Origin of the sequence: uncultured Ruegeria sp. (assembly GCF_947497005.1) — a bacterium.
In the GTDB taxonomy this organism is placed as follows: Bacteria; Pseudomonadota; Alphaproteobacteria; order Rhodobacterales; family Rhodobacteraceae; genus Ruegeria.
This window is the reverse complement of record NZ_CANMFF010000008.1, coordinates 171,257-190,085: the sequence shown is the minus strand read 5'-3', so window position 1 is coordinate 190,085 and position 18,829 is coordinate 171,257. Positions and strand designations below refer to the sequence as shown.

The 18,829-nt window shown below is 57.7% G+C and carries 20 protein-coding genes and 1 riboswitch; of the genes, 14 read left to right on the top strand and 6 right to left on the bottom strand.

Annotation, left to right across the window (positions count from 1 at the left end):
• Window positions 1-130: 130 nt before the first annotated feature.
• The 4 genes from Q0816_RS13395 to cysQ all read right to left on the bottom strand — a co-directional run bounded on the left by Q0816_RS13395 (window position 131) and on the right by cysQ (window position 3,833).
• Window positions 131-1,174, bottom strand: coding sequence for a glycosyltransferase family 2 protein (locus Q0816_RS13395; RefSeq protein ID WP_298851307.1), 1,044 nt, complete (start codon window positions 1,172-1,174; stop codon window positions 131-133).
• A 7-nt stretch (window positions 1,175-1,181) separates the two neighbouring features.
• Window positions 1,182-2,165, bottom strand: coding sequence for a UDP-glucose 4-epimerase GalE (gene galE, locus Q0816_RS13390; RefSeq protein ID WP_298851306.1), 984 nt, complete (start codon window positions 2,163-2,165; stop codon window positions 1,182-1,184).
• A 70-nt stretch (window positions 2,166-2,235) separates the two neighbouring features.
• Window positions 2,236-3,036 carry a manno-octulosonate cytidylyltransferase gene (locus tag Q0816_RS13385; RefSeq protein ID WP_298851305.1) on the bottom strand — a complete coding sequence of 267 codons (801 nt, stop codon included), beginning with the start codon at window positions 3,034-3,036 and terminating at the stop codon, window positions 2,236-2,238.
• On the bottom strand, window positions 3,036-3,833 hold the full coding sequence (gene cysQ / locus Q0816_RS13380) for a 3'(2'),5'-bisphosphate nucleotidase CysQ (protein ID WP_298851303.1): 798 nt from the start codon (window positions 3,831-3,833) through the stop codon (window positions 3,036-3,038). Before cysQ ends, Q0816_RS13385 begins: the two co-directional genes overlap by 1 nt.
• A gap of 122 nt (window positions 3,834-3,955) precedes the next feature.
• On the opposite strand from cysQ, the gene Q0816_RS13375 reads away from it, so the two are divergent.
• Entirely contained in the window at window positions 3,956-4,780 is an 825-nt protein-coding gene (locus tag Q0816_RS13375) for an ABC transporter permease (protein ID WP_298851302.1), read from the top strand.
• Here Q0816_RS13375 and Q0816_RS13370 read toward each other — a convergent pair.
• Window positions 4,777-5,379, bottom strand: coding sequence for an alpha-ketoglutarate-dependent dioxygenase AlkB (locus tag Q0816_RS13370; RefSeq protein ID WP_298851301.1), 603 nt, complete (start codon window positions 5,377-5,379; stop codon window positions 4,777-4,779). The genes Q0816_RS13375 and Q0816_RS13370 overlap by 4 nt on opposite strands.
• 212 nt (window positions 5,380-5,591) lie before the next feature.
• Here Q0816_RS13370 and dnaK point away from each other — a divergent pair, with 212 nt between their 5' ends.
• From dnaK to radC, 13 genes are all read left to right on the top strand, one after another.
• The gene (gene dnaK / locus Q0816_RS13365; RefSeq protein WP_298851300.1) at window positions 5,592-7,499 is read left to right on the top strand and encodes a molecular chaperone DnaK; all 1,908 of its coding nucleotides are present in this window, start codon (window positions 5,592-5,594) and stop codon (window positions 7,497-7,499) included.
• Between the two features lie 74 nt (window positions 7,500-7,573).
• Complete coding sequence (dnaJ, locus tag Q0816_RS13360; RefSeq protein ID WP_298851298.1) at window positions 7,574-8,722, top strand: molecular chaperone DnaJ; 1,149 nt, start codon at window positions 7,574-7,576, stop codon at window positions 8,720-8,722.
• 237 nt (window positions 8,723-8,959) lie between these two features.
• Window positions 8,960-9,065: riboswitch (TPP riboswitch) on the top strand.
• Window positions 9,066-9,109: 44 nt separating this feature from the next.
• Window positions 9,110-9,913 carry a bifunctional hydroxymethylpyrimidine kinase/phosphomethylpyrimidine kinase gene (thiD, locus tag Q0816_RS13355; protein WP_298851296.1) on the top strand — a complete coding sequence of 268 codons (804 nt, stop codon included), beginning with the start codon at window positions 9,110-9,112 and terminating at the stop codon, window positions 9,911-9,913.
• Window positions 9,910-10,887, top strand: coding sequence for an FAD-dependent oxidoreductase (locus Q0816_RS13350; protein ID WP_298851294.1), 978 nt, complete (start codon window positions 9,910-9,912; stop codon window positions 10,885-10,887). The genes thiD and Q0816_RS13350 overlap by 4 nt, the downstream gene beginning before the upstream one ends.
• Entirely contained in the window at window positions 10,871-11,065 is a 195-nt protein-coding gene (gene thiS, locus Q0816_RS13345; RefSeq protein WP_298851292.1) for a sulfur carrier protein ThiS, read from the top strand. The genes Q0816_RS13350 and thiS overlap by 17 nt, the downstream gene beginning before the upstream one ends.
• Window positions 11,066-11,067: 2 nt before the next feature.
• Entirely contained in the window at window positions 11,068-11,832 is a 765-nt protein-coding gene (locus Q0816_RS13340; protein WP_298851290.1) for a thiazole synthase, read from the top strand.
• On the top strand, window positions 11,829-12,425 hold the full coding sequence (locus Q0816_RS13335; protein WP_298851289.1) for a thiamine phosphate synthase: 597 nt from the start codon (window positions 11,829-11,831) through the stop codon (window positions 12,423-12,425). The genes Q0816_RS13340 and Q0816_RS13335 overlap by 4 nt, the downstream gene beginning before the upstream one ends.
• Window positions 12,422-13,387, top strand: a complete 966-nt coding sequence (locus Q0816_RS13330; RefSeq protein ID WP_298851285.1) for a HesA/MoeB/ThiF family protein — start codon at window positions 12,422-12,424, stop codon at window positions 13,385-13,387. The genes Q0816_RS13335 and Q0816_RS13330 overlap by 4 nt, the downstream gene beginning before the upstream one ends.
• Window positions 13,388-13,406: 19 nt before the next feature.
• The gene (locus Q0816_RS13325; protein WP_298851283.1) at window positions 13,407-14,342 is read left to right on the top strand and encodes an ABC transporter substrate-binding protein; all 936 of its coding nucleotides are present in this window, start codon (window positions 13,407-13,409) and stop codon (window positions 14,340-14,342) included.
• A complete protein-coding gene (tenA, locus tag Q0816_RS13320; RefSeq protein ID WP_298851281.1) occupies window positions 14,339-15,013 on the top strand; it encodes a thiaminase II in 675 nt (224 codons plus the stop codon). Before Q0816_RS13325 ends, tenA begins: the two co-directional genes overlap by 4 nt.
• Window positions 15,010-15,738, top strand: a complete 729-nt coding sequence (locus Q0816_RS13315) for an ABC transporter ATP-binding protein (RefSeq protein ID WP_298851279.1) — start codon at window positions 15,010-15,012, stop codon at window positions 15,736-15,738. The genes tenA and Q0816_RS13315 overlap by 4 nt, the downstream gene beginning before the upstream one ends.
• Window positions 15,735-16,469, top strand: a complete 735-nt coding sequence (locus Q0816_RS13310; RefSeq protein ID WP_298851277.1) for an ABC transporter permease — start codon at window positions 15,735-15,737, stop codon at window positions 16,467-16,469. Before Q0816_RS13315 ends, Q0816_RS13310 begins: the two co-directional genes overlap by 4 nt.
• A gap of 35 nt (window positions 16,470-16,504) precedes the next feature.
• Complete coding sequence (gene radC / locus Q0816_RS13305; protein ID WP_298851276.1) at window positions 16,505-17,260, top strand: DNA repair protein RadC; 756 nt, start codon at window positions 16,505-16,507, stop codon at window positions 17,258-17,260.
• Window positions 17,261-17,263: 3 nt separating this feature from the next.
• On the opposite strand, the gene Q0816_RS13300 is transcribed toward radC, so the two are convergent.
• Window positions 17,264-18,820: a phosphate ABC transporter substrate-binding/OmpA family protein gene (locus Q0816_RS13300; RefSeq protein WP_298851274.1), complete on the bottom strand. Its 1,557-nt coding sequence runs from the start codon at window positions 18,818-18,820 to the stop codon at window positions 17,264-17,266.
• Window positions 18,821-18,829: the final 9 nt, after the last annotated feature.

Here is an 18,829-nt window from a genome sequence, read left to right as displayed (position 1 = left end):
TTTCCCCGACCACGCCGCGACCGTTGGCGCGACTAGGCATTATCGGTTTATGCCACTCTTGCATCTTCTGAAGCAACGACTTTAAAACCCGGAAGTGGTAAACGGGCCGTTGATCCTATTGTATTCATTTTCAATCCCAGGCTCCGCTGGTTATCAGATTCATCCGCTGCAACTGCGCCCAACCGGTGTAGCGCACCGATTGAGGGGTCCACATGTCCGGTTGGCTAATTATACCATCGTAGTATGGCCCGAATTGGTCCGGATCATGAAAATGCTGGCGCCGCTGTTTTTCGGTTTTGGACTTTTCAACAACGTCAGGCAGAAACTTCGTGTGCAGCAACACTCCGGACGGGGTATCACCGCCCGGCCCATCATAGGCTTCGTTCAGATGGCGCGGCAGGACGGAATGGCATGAGTTCACATAAGCATAGCGCCGCGACCAGCGCATCAGCGGGATCTTGTTCAGCGTCGGTGACCTTTGCCGTGTCTGCGTGAAAAACATCCTTTCCCTCGCACCACCCTGAACCCACAGATTTCCCATCGGGCTTTGCCGTTGCGCGCGGTATGGCCCACCGTCAAACCAGCCCAACCGATCGGTTGGGTCGGTATCCGGGTCATAACCCTCATCACCCAAAGGACCTTTGGGATACAAATCCAGCATCAGTGCCCCGAACCCGACCTGTCCTTGCCGATCCAGCCATGAAGTCAGGTCATGCAGGGATCGGGTTTCGCAATGGGCATAGACCAACAGTTCATCCGCATCGGCCATCAGGCACCAGTGGCGATGGCCATAGCGCATCTGCAACCAGGTCAGCCAGTCCAGGCCAAAGCGCGATCCGCGATAACTGGAATGGGTTTTCCACACAGAGACATCCGGTTGATCCAGCAGATACTCTGATGATCCGTCGTCACTGCCATTGTCGACGATCAGAAATTGGTCGATTCCCAGACCGCGATAATGACGAAAAAACCACGGCAGGCGGGTGATTTCATTGCGTAAGATGGTAAAGGCCAACACGTCACCGCGTTGGATCTTGCTTGTCTGATCCTTCACGCAAGTCAACTGCTGTCGGCTGCGCAGCGATCTCCAAAGCAGCCGCCGACGTTTCCAGCGCAACCGGTACTTCTGTGCCCATCCGATATGGGGAAGTATCAACGCTGCGCTGGACGTCACCGGGGTCTCATTTCTCGTAGTGGCCGTTCTGGTGCCAGCGCCAGGCGTCCGCGATCATTGTCTCTAACGTTGACCTTTTTGGCTTCCATCCCAGTTCGTTTTCAGCCCGTACAGAGCCGGAAACTAACTTGGTGCAATCTCCTGCCCGACGCTGTCCCACTGAATATGGTACAGGATGGTTGGTGACGGATTTGGACTGTTCAATCACCTCCAGCACGGAAAACCCGGTCCCGGTACCCAGATTGAAGACACGGCTGGCTTTGCCCTGTTCCAACCAATCCAGCCCCAGAACATGCGCGTCCACCAAATCGCAGACATGTACATAATCGCGGATGCATGTTCCGTCCGGCGTGTCATAATCGGTGCCAAAGACGGTCAAACCATCCCGTTTTCCGTCAATCGCGTCCAGCATCAGCGGGATCAGATGGGTTTCAGGCCGGTGAAACTCGCCCACTTCTCCCTCGGGATCAGCCCCAGCGACGTTGAAATACCGGAATATGACATGGCGCAGCCCATGGGCCGCCTCGAAATCCTTCAGGATGTCCTCGATCGCGCGTTTCGATGCACCATAGGCATTCAGCGGATGTTGCGCAGTCATCTCATCCAGAACCACATTGTCATGCTCGCCATATGTGGCGCATGTTGATGAGAACACGAAATCCAGACATCCAGCGGCAACCGCAGCCTCGATCAGTGTCAGCGAGCCTGAGACATTGTTTGACCAGTAGAGCCCGGGTTGGCGCATTGCGTCGCCCACCTGGCTGAGCGCTGCGAAATGCATCACAGCCGCTGGATTGTGCTTTGCAAAAACCTCGTCCAGCCGGTCCCGATCCAGCAGGTCGCCCTGCTCAAACGGGCCATATTTCACCGCATCCTGCCAGCCGGTGACCAGATTGTCGTAGGTCACGGGAACATAACCTGCTTGCGCTAGCGCCTTGCAGGCATGCGACCCGATATATCCGGCACCACCGGTGACAAGAATTGTTTTCATGACCTATCCATAGGAACTGGTTGAGACGCAGCTACGCAAGTGGCGCTGTCAAAGTCATGGGGAAAAGAGGTCACTCCAGCCCCATAGCTGCCATCATCTCTTCGATCTTGGGCACGTCCTGCGGATTGTTCAATTCCCAGAACTGGCGACCTCTTGCTTCGACCTCGACGCACAGAACCTTGCGGCCGTTTTCCATGAACCGAAGTTGTTCAAGGCCCTCCAGCTGTTCCAGCGGGCCGGCCGGCCAACCCGGATACGCCGCCAACGCATCGGGTCGATAAGCATAAACACCTACATGGTGAAACACCGGCGTCGGGTCGTCGCCCGCATATGTCTGAGACGTAAAGGGCACAACCTCTTTCGAGAAATACATCGCACTGTGATCTTGCCCGAATACGGCAGTCGTGCCGCCTACACGGTCATGCTTGCGGTCGTTCAGCAAACCGTTCAGCGCGTTGCCATCGCAGCGCAAGACCGGGGTTGCTACGCCAGCTTCCGGGGCTGCGCGCAGCCCCGAGATCAGATCTTCGACAAACCAATGCGGGGTCAGGGGTGCATCACCCTGTAAGTTGACCACGATCTCATGCCCACCCCCCAGGACTTCATGCGCTTCGGCACAGCGTTCGGTACCGTTCTGACAGGTTTCAGAGGTCATCACGACCTCGGCGCCAAAGCCTTCGGCCAAGTCGCGGATACGGTCGTCATCCGTTGCAACAACAACGCGATCGACACCCGAGACCGACTTGGCGGCCCGCCAGGATCGCTCGATCAACGTCATCGAGACACCCGTTGCACCAGTCAGCGGAACAAGCGGTTTGCCCGGGTACCGGGTCGAGGCATAGCGAGCAGGGATGGCAATCAGAACAGACATCAGGCTTCCTTCAATTCAACACCCGGAGCGTAGGCAATAAAAAACGGGTTTGCATAGCCGTCTTTGCCATAAGTTAACGGGGTATGGTCATCAAAACGCACTACCCGGCCACCGGCCCCGGCCAGTACCGCATGGCCTGCTGCAGTATCCCACTCCATCGTCCGCCCGACGCGCGGATAGAGATCTGCCTCACCCGTGGCAATCAGACAGAACTTGAGCGACGAACCTGCGCTTTTACTGTCTTTTACCTGATACTTGTTGATGTAGTCCTCGGTGGCCTGATCCCGGTGGGATTTCGAAGCCACGACCATAAGCGCGGAATTATCTGGTTCAGAGACTGATATTTCCGTCAAGGGACCGGGTGTTTCCTTGTCAAAAGCGCCTGTTTCCTCGACCGCTCTGCCATCTGCCTGCGTATAGAACATGCGCCCCCGTGCCGGTGCATAGACCACGCCTCGGGTCGGCACTCCGTTCTCGACCAGCGCGATATTGACAGTGAAGTCACCGCGACGGTTGATGAATTCCTTGGTTCCGTCCAACGGATCCACAATCAGCAAAGTATCGCCCTTTTCAGAATGCGATGCGGCCTGCTCTTCGGTGACCAGAAGGATATCCGGGAATGCGTCCCGCAATCCTGCCGAAATCAATGCATCGGCAGCTTCATCCGCCTCGGTCACCGGGCTGGCATCGGATTTGACTTTGATGTCGAAATCATCCGCCCCATAGATGCTCATGATCTTGTCGCCTGCCTGCAGGGCCAGCCGCCGGATGACGGGAATAAGCGCGTCGTAGGTCACAAAAATGCTCCGTTCCTGTGGTTTGTTGAACCAAACTCGTGATCGACTTATGATGCGGCGGTTACGGAACGGCAAGATAATGATGCCAGTTTAGAGGCGACGACGCAGAAAAGACCCTTTGAATGTTTTACTTCAAGCGCAATCAAACACTGCTGGGCGGTGCCTTTACGACGGCAGAGCTGGTGTTTCATGCCGCCGTACGAAAAGTACGGTCGCAACATCCGAATGCGGTGGTCGCCATCCTGATCAATGTTCTGCAGTTGGTCGTGATGGGAACCACATTCTATCTGCTCATGACTTTGATGGGCCGGGGCGGTATTCCCAAGATCAGGGGAGAATTTCTGCTATATGTCCTGTCGGGCGTGTTCCCATTCATGCTGCATATCCAGTCGATAGGCGCGATATCCGGGGTGGGGGCCGCCAACAATCCGATGATGTTGCATTCTCCGATGAATGTTATGGTCACGATTCTTTCCACGGCGCTGAGCACTCTTTACAAGCAATTGCTGGCCATGTTCGTCATTCTGTTTGTTTATAGCGTCGCGGTCGCCCCGATCGAGATTCAGGATCCCGGCGGTGCGTTCGCGATGCTGATGCTGGCCTGGTTCACCGGCTGTGCCGTGGGTTTGGTATTCATGGCGCTTAAGCCCTGGTTTCCAACAACGGTCGGAATGCTCACCAATGTCTATCGTCGGTTGAACATGGTGTTTTCCGGCAAGATGTTCGTTGCCAATACGCTGGGTGGCGGAATTCTGATGATGTTCGCCTGGAACCCGTTATTTCATATTATCGACCAGTGCCGCGGCTTCATTTTCCGCAATTATTTTCCGCGAAACACAAGTTGGGAATACGCATTTTGGGTTGGGATCGCGCTGCTGATGATTGGTCTGTTAGGCGAGTTTTTCACCCGCCAGCATGTCTCGCAAAGCTGGAATGCGCGCCGCTAACGTGCGACTCGCAGCGTCAGGTTGATCCGCCCGCCTTTTGGCAGCAGCCGGGATGATCCGTATCTGATCCGGTCGACCCCGTGAAACGCCAACCGCGCCGGGCCACCCATGATCACTACATCGCCCGAGCCAAGCCAGATCGACTCGGACTTGCCGCCGCGTGTCGTGTTGCCGATCCGGAACAAGGCGTCATCGCCCAAAGAAACCGACAGAACCGGCCAGGAAAAATCTGCCTCGTCCTTGTCCTGATGCAGGCCCATCTTGGCACCTTCCGCATAGTAGTTGATCAAACAGCAATCTGGCGACCGCTCGGTGCTGACCAGATCCCGCCAGATATCAAGTATGACAGGTGGGATGTCAGGCCAGACCTCGCCTTTGGGATGCTGATCCTGATACCGGTAGCCCGCTTTATCAGTCACCCAACCCAGATCTCCGGCCGAGGTCATCCGCACCGACATCTCCTTGCCCGAAGGTGTGACGGGCCGAAACAGGGGCGCGGCTTTCAGAATCGGTCGTAAATCTGCGATCACCTGCGTCTGAGCAGCAGGATCGAGATAGCCTTTTCTGATTTCGAACCCCCGCAAAATCAGCCGCGCCATTCCGGAAACCCCAATCCTTTCCAATTCCTTGCCAAAAAAGGCCTCAGATTCCCGAAAACCTGCGTTTTACAGTGCTTGCAGGCCTCTGGTCTCGCCCTTATATACGCCGGGACGCGCGATGGTAGTGCTGTCGCGCACATCAGATCGGGGGTGGGATGCCGTAACGGGTCCGGTCCTCGGGACATCGCCTTGAAGAGAAAGGGATTGCAAAAATGGGAAAAGTAATCGGGATTGACCTTGGAACCACAAACTCTTGTGTGGCCATCATGGACGGCTCGCAGCCGAAGGTCATCGAAAACGCCGAAGGGGCGCGGACCACGCCCTCGATCGTCGCCTTCACCGAAGATGAGCGTCTGGTCGGTCAGCCTGCGAAACGTCAGGCGGTCACCAACCCCGACAACACGATCTTTGGCGTCAAACGTCTGATCGGTCGTCGTGTGGATGATGCCGAAGTCCAGAAGGACAAGAAAATGGTTCCGTACGCCATCGTGGATGGCGGCAACGGTGACGCGTGGGTTGAAGCCCGCGGTGAAAAATACTCCCCAAGCCAAATCTCGGCCTTCACTCTGGGAAAGATGAAGGAAACAGCCGAGAGCTATTTGGGTGAGGAAGTCACGCAAGCGGTCATCACTGTACCAGCCTATTTCAACGACGCACAGCGTCAGGCCACCAAAGACGCCGGCAAAATCGCCGGTCTGGAAGTGCTGCGGATCATCAACGAGCCTACTGCGGCCGCGCTGGCCTATGGTCTGGACAAGGAAGAAACCCAAACCATCGCGGTCTATGACCTTGGTGGTGGTACCTTCGACGTGACCATTCTGGAAATCGACGATGGCCTGTTCGAGGTCAAATCGACCAACGGTGACACCTTCCTGGGTGGTGAAGACTTTGACATGCGCATCGTTAACTACTTGGCGGACGAGTTCAAAAAGGAACACGGTGTCGACCTGTCTGCCGACAAGATGGCCCTGCAGCGTCTGAAAGAGGCCGCTGAAAAAGCCAAGATCGAGCTGTCCTCGACCTCGCAGACCGAAATCAACCAGCCGTTCATCTCGATGGGTTCGAACGGTCAGCCGCTGCACATGGTCATGAAACTGACCCGTGCCAAGCTGGAATCGCTGGTTGGCGACCTGATCAAGAAGTCGATGAAGCCCTGCCAGGCCGCACTGAAAGACGCCGGTCTGTCGGCGGGTGACATTGACGAGGTTGTTCTGGTCGGTGGTATGACCCGGATGCCGAAAGTCATCGAAGAGGTCACTAAGTTCTTTGGCAAAGAGCCGCACAAAGGTGTGAATCCGGACGAAGTGGTTGCCATGGGTGCTGCCATTCAGGCCGGTGTTCTGCAGGGCGACGTCAAAGACGTGGTTTTGCTGGACGTAACCCCGCTGTCGCTGGGGATCGAGACGCTTGGTGGCGTGTTCACCCGTCTGATCGATCGCAACACCACGATCCCGACGAAAAAGTCTCAGGTCTTCTCAACCGCCGAGGACAACCAGAACGCCGTGACCATCCGCTGTTTCCAGGGGGAACGCGAAATGGCTGCGGACAACAAAATCCTGGGTCAGTTCAACCTTGAAGACATCCCTCCCGCGCCACGCGGCATGCCTCAGATCGAGGTGACTTTTGATATCGATGCCAACGGTATTGTCTCGGTTTCGGCCAAAGACAAAGGCACTGGCAAAGAGCAGAAGATCACGATCCAGGCATCTGGCGGTCTGTCGGACGAAGATATCGACAAGATGGTCAAGGACGCCGAAGAGAACGCGGAAGCCGACAAGGAACGCCGCGAACTGGTCGACGCCAAAAACCAGGCCGAAAGCCTCATCCACTCGACCGAGAAGTCGATGGAAGAGCATGCCGACAAGGTCGACCCGACCACCATCGAAGCCATCGAACTGGCTATTGCCGCGCTGAAGGACGAACTGGAAACTGAAAATGCCGACAAGATCAAGTCGGGCATCCAGAATGTTACCGAAGCCGCCATGAAGTTGGGCGAAGCCATCTATAAGGCGCAAGCCGATGAGGGCGAAGATGCACCGGCGGCGGCTGATGAAGCGCCGGGTGAAGACGACATTGTCGATGCCGAGTTCGAAGATCTGGACGACGACAAGCGTAACTAACGGGTAACCGGGCCAATTTGGGCCGGTCCGGTTGCCGGGCCGGCCCAATTACGTTGAGGCAGAAGGAAATACTGATGTCCAAACGCGACTATTACGAAGTGCTCGGCGTGTCCAAGGGCGCTTCGGCGGATGAGATCAAGAAAGGCTTTCGCACGAAAGCCAAGGAATTGCATCCGGATCGCAATAAGGACAACCCCGACGCTGAAGCGCAGTTCAAAGAGGCGAACGAGGCCTATGATGTCCTGCGCGACGGTGACAAGAAAGCGGCTTATGACCGCTTTGGCCATGCTGCGTTCGAAAATGGTATGGGTGGCGGTGGCCGACCCGGCGGCGGCTTTGGCGGCCAGGGTGACTTCTCCAGCGCGTTTTCGGATGTATTCGACGATTTGTTCGGCGATTTCATGGGCGGCCAACGCGGCGGTGGCGGACGCCGCGCGGCGCGTGGGTCGGATCTGCGGTATAATCTGCGTGTTTCGTTGGAAGAAGCCTACGGTGGCCTGCAGAAAACCATCAATGTACCGACTGCTGTGGCGTGTTCGTCTTGCGAAGGAACCGGCGCCGAAGGCGGCGTCGAACCCACAACATGCCCCACCTGCTCGGGTATGGGCAAGGTTCGGGCGCAACAGGGCTTTTTCACCGTTGAACGAACATGCCCGACATGCTCAGGTCTGGGTCAGATCATCAAAAACCCTTGCAAATCCTGTCAGGGTGCGGGGCGGGTCGAAAAAGACCGCGCCTTGTCAGTTAATATTCCTGCTGGTGTCGAAACCGGAACACGTATCCGACTTGCCGGTGAGGGCGAAGCGGGAATGCGCGGTGGCCCTCCGGGTGATCTTTACATTTTCGTGGAAGTATCCGAGCACAGATTGTTCGAGCGCGACAGCGTGAACCTGTACTGCCGCGTTCCGGTCAGCATGGCCAAGGCGGCATTGGGCGGATCGATCGAGGTTCCGACAATTGATGGCGGTCGCGGTCGCGTTCAGATCCCCGCTGGAAGCCAGTCGGGTCGGCAAATGCGCCTGCGCGGCAAAGGCATGCCTGCATTACGCGGTAGCGGTGTCGGTGACATGTTTATCGAACTGGCTGTGGAAACTCCGGTCAACCTGACCAGTCGCCAGAAAGAACTGCTGCGTGAGTTCGACGATTTGGGCGAAGATAACCATCCGGAATCAAAAAGCTTTTTCTCATCTGTCAAATCCTTTTGGGATGGTATGAAAGGCTGAAAACGCACGCGACCGGGGGCTCTGCCCCCGCCGCCCTGCGGGCGACTCCCTCGAGGTATTTTTTGCCAGATGAAGCAGGGGATCGGTTCTTCATCCAGCCCATAGCCTATCGATGCGTGTTGCTGAAGCCGGGACGGTATACCGAGATAGGTGGTTTGGCCTTATCGGATGGCCCGAAGTGGCAATACGTCTGGTAAATTGACTCTTGATTCCGAGCGGTGACCCTGAGATTGTCCGCTCCAACCGTTGGGGTGCCCTTCATAGGGGCTGAGAGGCGCGGCTGCGTTAACCCATCGAACCTGATCCGGGCAATTCCGGCGTAGGGAACGGTCTTATGAGAACAGACAGTTTCCCTACCCCGTTGCCCAAAGAAGATGGAGCAACGACATGGCGGCAATTGCCCTGACTATAGCGGGATCTGACAGCGGCGGCGGCGCAGGGATTCAGGCTGACCTCAAGGCCATGTCCGCGCTGGGCGTTTTCGGCGCAAGCGTTATCACCGCTGTTACCGCGCAGAACACACGGGCCGTCACAGCGGTGCACGGCATTCCGCTGGGCATCATTGCTGCGCAAATGGATGCGGTGCTGAGTGATCTGGATGTCAGAGCCGTGAAAATTGGCATGCTCGCGACACCGGAGATCATTCACACTGTCGCCCAAGGATTGGCAGCGTTTGAAGGTCCTGTGGTTCTGGACCCGGTGATGATCGCGAAATCCGGTGACGCTCTGCTGGCGCAAGAGGCGGTCCAGACTCTGCGCGATGTGTTGTTACCCATGGCGACGGTGCTGACACCGAACCTGCCCGAGGCTGCCTGCTTGCTGAATACACAAGCCGTGGAATCGCGGGAAGAGATGGCTGAACAGGGCAAAGAATTGTGCGCATTGGGCGCAGGCGCGGTCTTGATGAAAGGTGGTCACGGATCCGGTGAAATCTGCCACGATTTGCTGATTGATTCTTCGGGCATCGTGGCCGAATTTCAAGCTCCGCGTCAGGACACGAAAAACACCCATGGGACAGGTTGCACCTTGTCGTCGTCGATCACCGCAGGTTTGGCAAAAGGCCTGACCTTGAAGGATGCGGTCACGCAGGCGCATGACTATCTGCAAGGGGCCATCGCGCGGGCGGATGAGTTGAATATCGGCGCGGGGCACGGCCCTGTGCATCATTTTCATCGGGTCTGGCTCTCGTGACGCTTTGGTCCGTCATTGGGGCCGGGGTGGCCGGTCTGGCCGTTGCCAGCGAACTCGTTTCGCGGGGTGCCAGGGTGCAGGTTTTTGATCCGGGTGGCCCCCCCGGACCGCACGGATGTTCATGGTGGGCCGGCGGAATGCTCGCCCCGTGGTGTGAATATGAAAATGCAGAAGAACCGGTTTTGCGATTGGGTCAGGAAGCGATCGAATGGTGGGCTCAACGTACCGACGTGCGTCGGTGTGGAACAGTTGTCGTTGCTAGTGCCCGTGATCTGCCGGACCTGCGCCGATTTGCACGCCGAACTGAAGAGTTTGCCGAAGTTGATCGCGAAAAAATTATCAAGTTAGAGCCTGATCTGACCGGTTTCGGCAAAGGCCTGTATTTCGAACGCGAAGCCCATGTTGATCCTCGCCAAGCGTTGCGCGATCTGTATCGTCAATTGCAAAACCAGGGCGTGGAATTCCACCGAAAGCTGGCGCCTGCTCAGTTGAAAAATGCCATAGACTGCCGTGGCCTTCACGCACGCGAATACCTTCATGATTTGCGGGGCGTGAAGGGTGAGATGCTGGTTATTCGATGCCCTGATGTAGAACTGACGCGCCCGGTGCGATTGCTGCACCCAAGGATGCCGCTATATATCGTGCCGCGCGGCGACGGAGTCTACATGTTGGGCGCGACCATGATCGAATCTGAAGACAGCAGCCGCATCACCGCCCGTTCGATGCTGGAATTGCTCAGCGCGGCCTATGCCGTGAACCCGGCTTTTGGCGAGGCTGAGGTGCTGGAGATTGGCGTCGACCTGCGCCCCACCTTCCCGGATAACCTGCCGCGTATCCGGCGGCTGGGTCGAACAATCTATGCCAACGGGCTCTATCGTCATGGCTATCTGCTGGCACCTGCCTTGGCGCGGGGCGTGGCGGACCTGGCGCTGGACAACACACATTCGGAGATGGTCGATGAAGATCGTGATTAACGGCGAAACGTGCGACGTGCGCGCCGAAACCCTTTCAGAGCTGTTGGAAGAATGCGGTTTCTCGGGTCGCGTCGCTACGGCTGTAAATGAAAATTTCGTACCTTCAAGCCTGCGCATTGCACACAAACTGGCCGAAGGCGACCGGGTCGAGGTTGTCGCACCGATGCAGGGGGGTTGAAGATGAAAACGTTCTACGGCACCGCATTGTCAAACCCGTTGATGCTGGGCACTGCGCAATATCCAAGCCCTGCCATTCTGGAACAGGCATTCCGCGAAAGTGGCGCAGGGGTCGCCACTGTATCCTTGCGGCGGGAATCCGGCGCAGGGCAGACTTTTTGGAATATGATCCGAGAGTTGGGTGTTCTGATTCTGCCCAACACCGCTGGCTGCCACACGGTGAAAGAGGCCGTAACCACTGCGCATATGGCACGTGAGGTTTTTGAAACCCGATGGATCAAGCTGGAACTTATTGGCCACACCGACAGTCTGCAGCCGGATGTCTTCCAGTTGGTCGAAGCCGCGCGCATCCTGACCGAGGATGGGTTTCAGGTGTTTCCCTATACCACTGATGACCTGATCGTGGGCGAACGCCTACTTGAAGCAGGGTGCGAGGTGCTGATGCCCTGGGGAGCGCCGATCGGGTCTGGGCGCGGTCTGAACAACGAGTACGCCCTTAGGGCGATGCGGGCTGAATTTTCTGACATTCCGCTGGTAGTGGATGCCGGTATCGGCCTGCCCAGCCATGCCGCCCACGCGATGGAGCTAGGCTATGACGCTGTACTGCTGAACACTGCTGTGGCCCGTGCCGGAGATCCGGTTCTGATGTCCAAGGCGATGGCACAGGCGACCCTTGCCGGGCAACTGGCCCACCAGGCCGACCCGATCGAGGCGCGTGACATGGCCGAACCCTCTACGCCCGTTGTTGGAAAGGCCTTCCTGTCATGACGCTGGATCGTTTTTACCCGATCTTTGATCACTCAGACTGGCTGCGGCGGATGTTGCCCTTGGGCATCAAGCTGGTGCAATTGCGCGTCAAAGATCAACCTGACGCGGCTGTGCGCGATCAGATTGCGGTTTCACGCGATCTGTGCCGCGACCATGGGGCCGTTATTGTGATCAATGATTTCTGGAAACACGCCATCGATCTGGGCTGTGACTGGATTCATCTGGGGCAAGAGGATCTGAACGAAGCAGACCTGAAAGCCATCCGAAAGGCGGGTCTAAAACTGGGGGTTTCCACTCATGACGACGATGAGCTTGAGCGTGTACTGGCCATGGATCCCGATTACGTGGCGCTTGGGCCGGTCTATCCGACCATCCTGAAAAAGATGAAATGGCATCAGCAAGGCCTGCCAAGGGTGACCGAATGGAAGGCGCGGGTTGGCGACATTCCTCTGGTGGGCATTGGTGGCATGAGCGTCGAGCGCGCGCAGGGTGTGCTTAATGCAGGGGCCGACATTGTCTCGGCCGTTACGGACATCACTCTGAACGCAGACCCCGAAGCACGGGTGCGCACATGGATTGAGGTCACAAGATGAGCCGGTACGCCCGCCAAACATTGCTGCCCGACGTGGGGGCAATAGGGCAGGGGCGTCTGTCTTCTGCCCGCGTTCTGGTCGTGGGTGTTGGCGGTCTGGCCGCGCCGGTCCTTCCGTTATTGGCGGGGGCCGGGGTGGGGCGGATCACGCTGGTGGATGGGGATAATGTCGATTTGTCGAACCTGCACCGCCAGACATTGTTTTCCGAGGCGGATTGCGGTCACCCAAAGGCAGAGCGCGCCGCCGATCGGTGCCGCGCATTGAATGCCGAGGTGGATGTTGTGTCGCTCAAACAGCCACTCACAAGCGAAAATGCACCTGGCCTGGTGTCACAAGCAGACATCATTCTGGATTGTGCGGATAGCTATGCGGCAAGCTATATCCTGTCGGATACCTGCCTTGCGCAGATTAAACCGCTGATCAGCGCATCGGTGCTTGGGCTGTCCGGCTATGTGGGCGGCTTTTGTGGCGGGGGCCCTTCGCTGCGCGCTATATTCCCAGATGCACCGGATAGTGGCGCAAGCTGTGCCACGGCGGGCGTTCTGGGCCCCGTGGTTGGCGTGATCGGGGCCATGCAGGCGCAGATGGCGCTCAATCTGCTCCTTGGGCTAAACCCGTCCCCGTTGGGGCAGATGGTGCAATATGACGCACGAACGCTACGCAGTACCGGGTTTCGCTTTGATGACGCGCCCGAGCCTGCCAGTTGTTTCCGCTTTCTGTCCGCAAGCCAACTAAAAGACACGGATCAAATCGTCGAGCTGCGCAGCCCGGACGAGGCGCCTACTCCGGCCCATCCGAACGCGACCCGCATATCGCAGGAAAACTTGCACCAAATAGACCCTAACAAGAGAAAAAGACTGGCGCTGTGTTGTGCGACCGGTCTGCGCGCATGGCGTGCTGCGGAACAGATTCAACCAGATTGGCCAGGCGAGATTGTCCTTGTTGCGGCCTCAACCTCTTAAGAAGAAGGAAACGCGAGAGATGAAAAAGCTGATGACAGCCATCGCCCTACTGGCCGCCGCGCCAGCCTGGGCCGAGGACAAGATGACCGTTCTGCTAGACTGGTTTATCAACCCCGACCATGGGCCCATCATCGTAGCAAAGGAAAACGGCTATTTCGCCGAGCAGGGGCTTGAGGTTGAGATCGTCCCACCCGCCGACCCGTCCGCGCCACCGCGTCTGGTGGCTGCTGGTCAAGCCGATCTGGCGGTGTCCTACCAGCCGCAACTGCACCTGCAGATCCATGAGGGCCTGCCGCTGAAGCGCGTTGGCACGCTGGTCGCCACCCCGCTGAATTGTCTTCTGGTCATGAAAGACGGCCCGATCAAGACACCCGCAGACCTCAAAGGGAAAAAGATAGGGTTTTCGGTCGCAGGTGTTGAAGAAGCCGTTCTTGGCGCTGTTCTCGGAAAATATGACGTTTCGCTGAGCGATGTCGAACTGATCAACGTCAACTTCTCGCTTGGCCCGTCAGTCATGTCGGGACAGGTGGACGCGGTCATCGGGGCCTATCGCAATTTCGAACTGAACCAGATGGACATCGAAGGCCGTCCGGGCAAGTGTTTCTATATCGAGGAAGAAGGCGTGCCGTCTTATGATGAGCTGATATATGTCGCAAACCCCGATACCGCGGATGCAGACAAGATTGCCCGTTTCCTGGCCGCAACTGAAAAAGCGACACAGTATATCGTCAACAACCCGGAAAAAAGCTGGGAAATCTTCTCGGGTACCTCGCCTGAACTGCAGGATGAGCTGAACGCGCGCGCCTGGACTGACACTTTGACCCGCTTTGCCCTGCGTCCCGCGGGTTTTGATGCAGGCCGGTATTCACGGTTCGAGCAGTTCCTGTTTGACAGCGGCATGATCGACAGTGTCAATCCAGTCAGCGACATCACCATCGATGTTACGGCGCAATGAGCGATTACGGCAAAGCATTCACGCTTATGCGTGACGCGGCGCAAGGGCCGTGGCGGGACTATACCCGCCACGCTTTTGTCGAAGGCATGAAGGACGGGACCCTCCCGCATAAGGCGTTCTTGCATTATCTGCGTCAGGATTATGTGTTCCTGATCCACTTCAGCCGCGCGTGGGCGCTGGCAGTGGTAAAATCGGAAACGCATTCCGAGATGCTTACAGCTGTGGGCACGGTGAACGCTCTGGTCGCCGAGGAAATGCAACTGCATATCGGTATCTGTGAAACGGCCGGGATTTCTCAGGAAGAGCTTTTCGCGACGCCCGAACGGGCTGAAAATCTGGCCTATACGCGTTTTGTACTGGAAGCGGGTTACAGCGGTGATTTGTTGGACTTGCTGGCGGCTCTGGCACCCTGCGTCATGGGCTATGGCGAAATTGGTGCACGGTTGACGTCCGAAGCAACATCCGAGACCTATCGCGAGTGGATCAGCACATATGCAGGTGGCGATTATCAAGGGGCCTGCAAAGCGGTTGGAGTGTTGTTGGATTCGGCTCTAACACGTCGTATTGGCGCCGATTTCGAAGCTTCCCCCCGCTGGGGTCGCCTGTGTGAGACTTTCCGGAAGGCGACTGAGCTGGAAGCCAATTTCTGGCAAATGGGCCTGACCCCATGACACCTGCGCCCGATCTGACGATCAGCGGTTCGGCCACAATCGACGACGCGACTCTGTTTGCGCCGTTGAACCTGACCCTTGGGGCAGGGCAGTGGACCTGTCTTCTTGGCGGTTCGGGCGTGGGCAAAACCACTGTTTTACGGCTGATTGCGGGTCTGGCGACCGGGGCCACCTTCTCTGGCAGGATCACTGCCAGCGATGGGCTGCCGGTGCCTGAACGTGTCGCCTACATGGCTCAGGATGACTTGCTGTTGCCGTGGGCGAATGTTGCGCAAAATGTCTCACTTGGCGCGAGTTTGCGGGGCGAAAAAGTTGATCTGGATCGACGCAACCGTCTGATCAACCGAATGCGCTTGCAGGATCATATGAACAAGAAACCCCCCGAATTGTCCGGTGGGCAACGTCAGCGCGTCGCATTGGCGCGGACGCTGATGGAAGATCGCCCAATCGTTTTGCTGGATGAGCCGTTTTCAGCGCTGGATGCCCGCACCCGCGCTGACATGCAGGAACTGGCCGCCGAAGCTTTGCAAGGCCGCACCGTCCTTCTTGTGACTCATGACCCGGCGGAGGCGGCACGTTTGGGGCAATCCATTGTCGTCATGACGGAACACGGATTGACGCCGTGTGATCCACCACACGCCCCGGCCCCACGCAACGTGGATGATTTGGAGACATTGGAAACCCAGGGTGCTTTGCTGCGGCTTCTGCGGGAAGATGCGGCATGAAGTATTTTTCCGCACTGGCCGCAACGTTGTTTGCACTGGTCATCTGGCAAGGGATAGTGACCCTGACCGGGTTGCCAAAGTTTATCCTGCCAGGGCCCGCATTGGTGGCCGAGACCTGGTGGCAGAACCGCTGGCTAATCGCGGAACATACCTGGATCACCGCGATCGAAGTGGTGATAGGTCTGGCGTGCGGGACGTTGCTGGGTGTTGTTACCGCTTTGCAACTGGCCAATTCCCGGGCCGCGCGCGTGTTGGTACAGCCGATGCTCGTGTTTACGCAGGCGCTGCCGGTTTTTGCGCTCGCCCCGCTGCTTACCCTGTGGCTGGGCTATGGGCTCTGGTCCAAGGTCGCGATGGCAGTGCTGATTATCTATTTCCCGATCACCTCGTCCTTTTTTGACGGTTTGATGCGGACGCCTCCGGGCTATCTGGATCTGGCCCGTACGATGCAGGCCAGCAAGCGGGCCGTGCTGTGGCATATCCGTATTCCCGCTGCCCTGCCCTCGCTGGCCTCGGGGATGCGGCTGGCGGCTGTCTATGCGCCGATTGGGGCGGTGATCGGTGAATGGGTCGGCTCGTCGCAAGGGTTGGGCTATCTGATGCTGCTGGCCAATGGCCGCGCCAAGACTGACCTGATGTTTGCAGCAATGCTGACGCTGGGCGTTTTCTCGATACTTCTACATATGATCATCCGCCGCGCTACGGCGCGTATGGCGGGTGAGATGCGTTAACCATTCAGAAACCCATTCTGGGTCAGGTTAAACGTATGACTCAGGACGCCTTTGCCGAAGCCCCCATGCTGTTTGATACGGACGAAGCGCCAGCGCAGCCGTTGCCCTCTGGTCGGTTACCCTCCTACATCAAAGACCATCGCAAGCGGCTGCGCGAACGCTTCATGGCGGGCGGGTCGGCGGCGATGCCGGATTATGAGCTGCTGGAACTGGCGCTGTTCCGCTCCATCCCGCGGCAGGACGTGAAGCCACTGGCACGGGTGCTGATGGATGCTTTTGGTGATTTCAACCGTGTTCTGACAGCGCCAGAGGAAAGGCTGCGCCAGATCAAGGGCGTGGGGGATACTGTAATCACAGACTTGAAGATTCTTGAGGCATGTGCCCATCGGATGGCCCGCGCGCGGGTGATGCAGCGACATGTGATCTCGGGCTGGGACGCGCTGCTGGATTACTGTCATACAACAATGGCCCATCGTGAGATCGAGCAATTTCGAGTCTTCTACCTGGATCGCAAGAACGTGCTGATCGCGGATGAGGAACAGGCCAAAGGCACCGTCGATCATGTACCGGTTTACCCACGCGAAGTAGCTAAACGGGCGCTGGAATTGAATGCTTCAGCCCTTATCCTGGTGCATAACCACCCATCCGGCGATCCTACGCCTTCGCAGTCGGATATCGACATGACCACCCGTATTCAGGATGCCTGTTCGGCCCTGGGTCTAACCCTGCACGACCACCTGATCATCGGAAAATCGACCGAGCTGAGCTTCCGGTCCGAAGGTTTTCTGTGACGACTACTGCACCCAGATCTCGACCCGGCGGTTGACCTTACGACCCCATTCGGTGTCGTCGCAGGCCATGGGCATGGCTTCGCCGAACCCTTCGGTGGACAGCTCGATGCTGTCGGGGATCGATGTTTCTGCCGCAGCCAGCACCGCGTTCCGCACAGTTTGCGCGCGCCGCAGCGCGATGCGCGCGTTGGCAGCGGCCCCTCCGTCCCCGTCACTAAAACCTGCAAACACCAACCTGCGAACGTTCAGGGTTCCGGCCTCAAGCATCTGCGCCAGCTGTTGAATGTTGGATCGCGACTGCGCATCCGGGCGCGAGGAACCGGGCTCGAACCGAACCGATAGAGACAGGCGCGACAGGGGACGAAGCGTTCCGATCATGCGCTGAAGCTCCTCCAACCCAACTTCGGATCCGCCTGTGGTGACGGCATTGGCAAGTCGGTCGCCCTGCACGCTGACGGGCAAGGTTTCGGGCGATTGATCCACATAGCCTGCGTCACGAATCGTCATTTGGGCTTCAGGGCTAAGGCTGTAGGCCAGAAACTGTCGAGCAATCCGTGGCAGGCGACGATCAGGCAAGTAGAGGAACATCGGCAGATTCAGCGGATAATCCTCGGTCTTGATCGTTTGGCGAGTCGCGGCCAGCGGATGTCCACACCCACCGGTCAACGGCAAAGCTCGGGTGATGTCGGCCGACGCCTTGCTGGCGATGCCGATGGAAAACGGGTCTTTGGCGACTGCCTCGATCAGGTCACGCGTGCGAACATGGCGGATCGCGGTTTCAGCCACATCTACACCGGCAGTATTCAAGACCTGATCTTCGATCGCCTGCGCAAGTCCGGACCCTGCATCCGGTACATGCAAAGCAATCGGCGCATCCGGTCCGCCGAAGTCTACCCAATTGTCGACTTCGCCGGACAAAACACGCGCCAAATCGGCGAGCGAGATTTGACGTATCACACTGTCCCGGGCCACCACCGGGACCATGGCGTCCAATGCAACAACTCTGGATCGTCGTGTCCGTTTGAGATCGCCCAACCCGGCGGCTTCAGCTGCCGCCTGTTCAGCCTCGCGCACTTCGCGCAGAGCCATCACGATATCCGCCTGATCGTCGATCAGGTTGGCAAAGCCTTGATCCGTCGTGCTGACGTCAAAGAAGAATCGCGCCAAAGGGGCGTGACGGCCTGTCTGATGCAGCTCATAGACAAAGGTATCCGAATCCACGCGGGCAGGTGTCGCAGTCAGCCCTTCTTGCCGGGCAAAGCCGATGATCAGGGCAGGTAAGACCGTTTCGGCCATTACTGATGACCCGGAAAACCGCAACTCGGCCACGAAATCGGTCAGGTTGGGGCAGGCGGGACCATCACAGGTGACGCCCGAACCATCGACAGTCAATTCACCAAACTGTGTATCGACGCGGTAGAATTCCCCGTCAAAGCCCAGCAGGTTGCCGGTCACTTCAACCTTGCCGTCATGCGAGGTCAGCGTGATATCCTGCGCCACAGCGCCGGTTGCAACTGCAACTGAAAACAGCGCGGTCATTGCCGCACGGAAAAATGTCATACGAGAGTC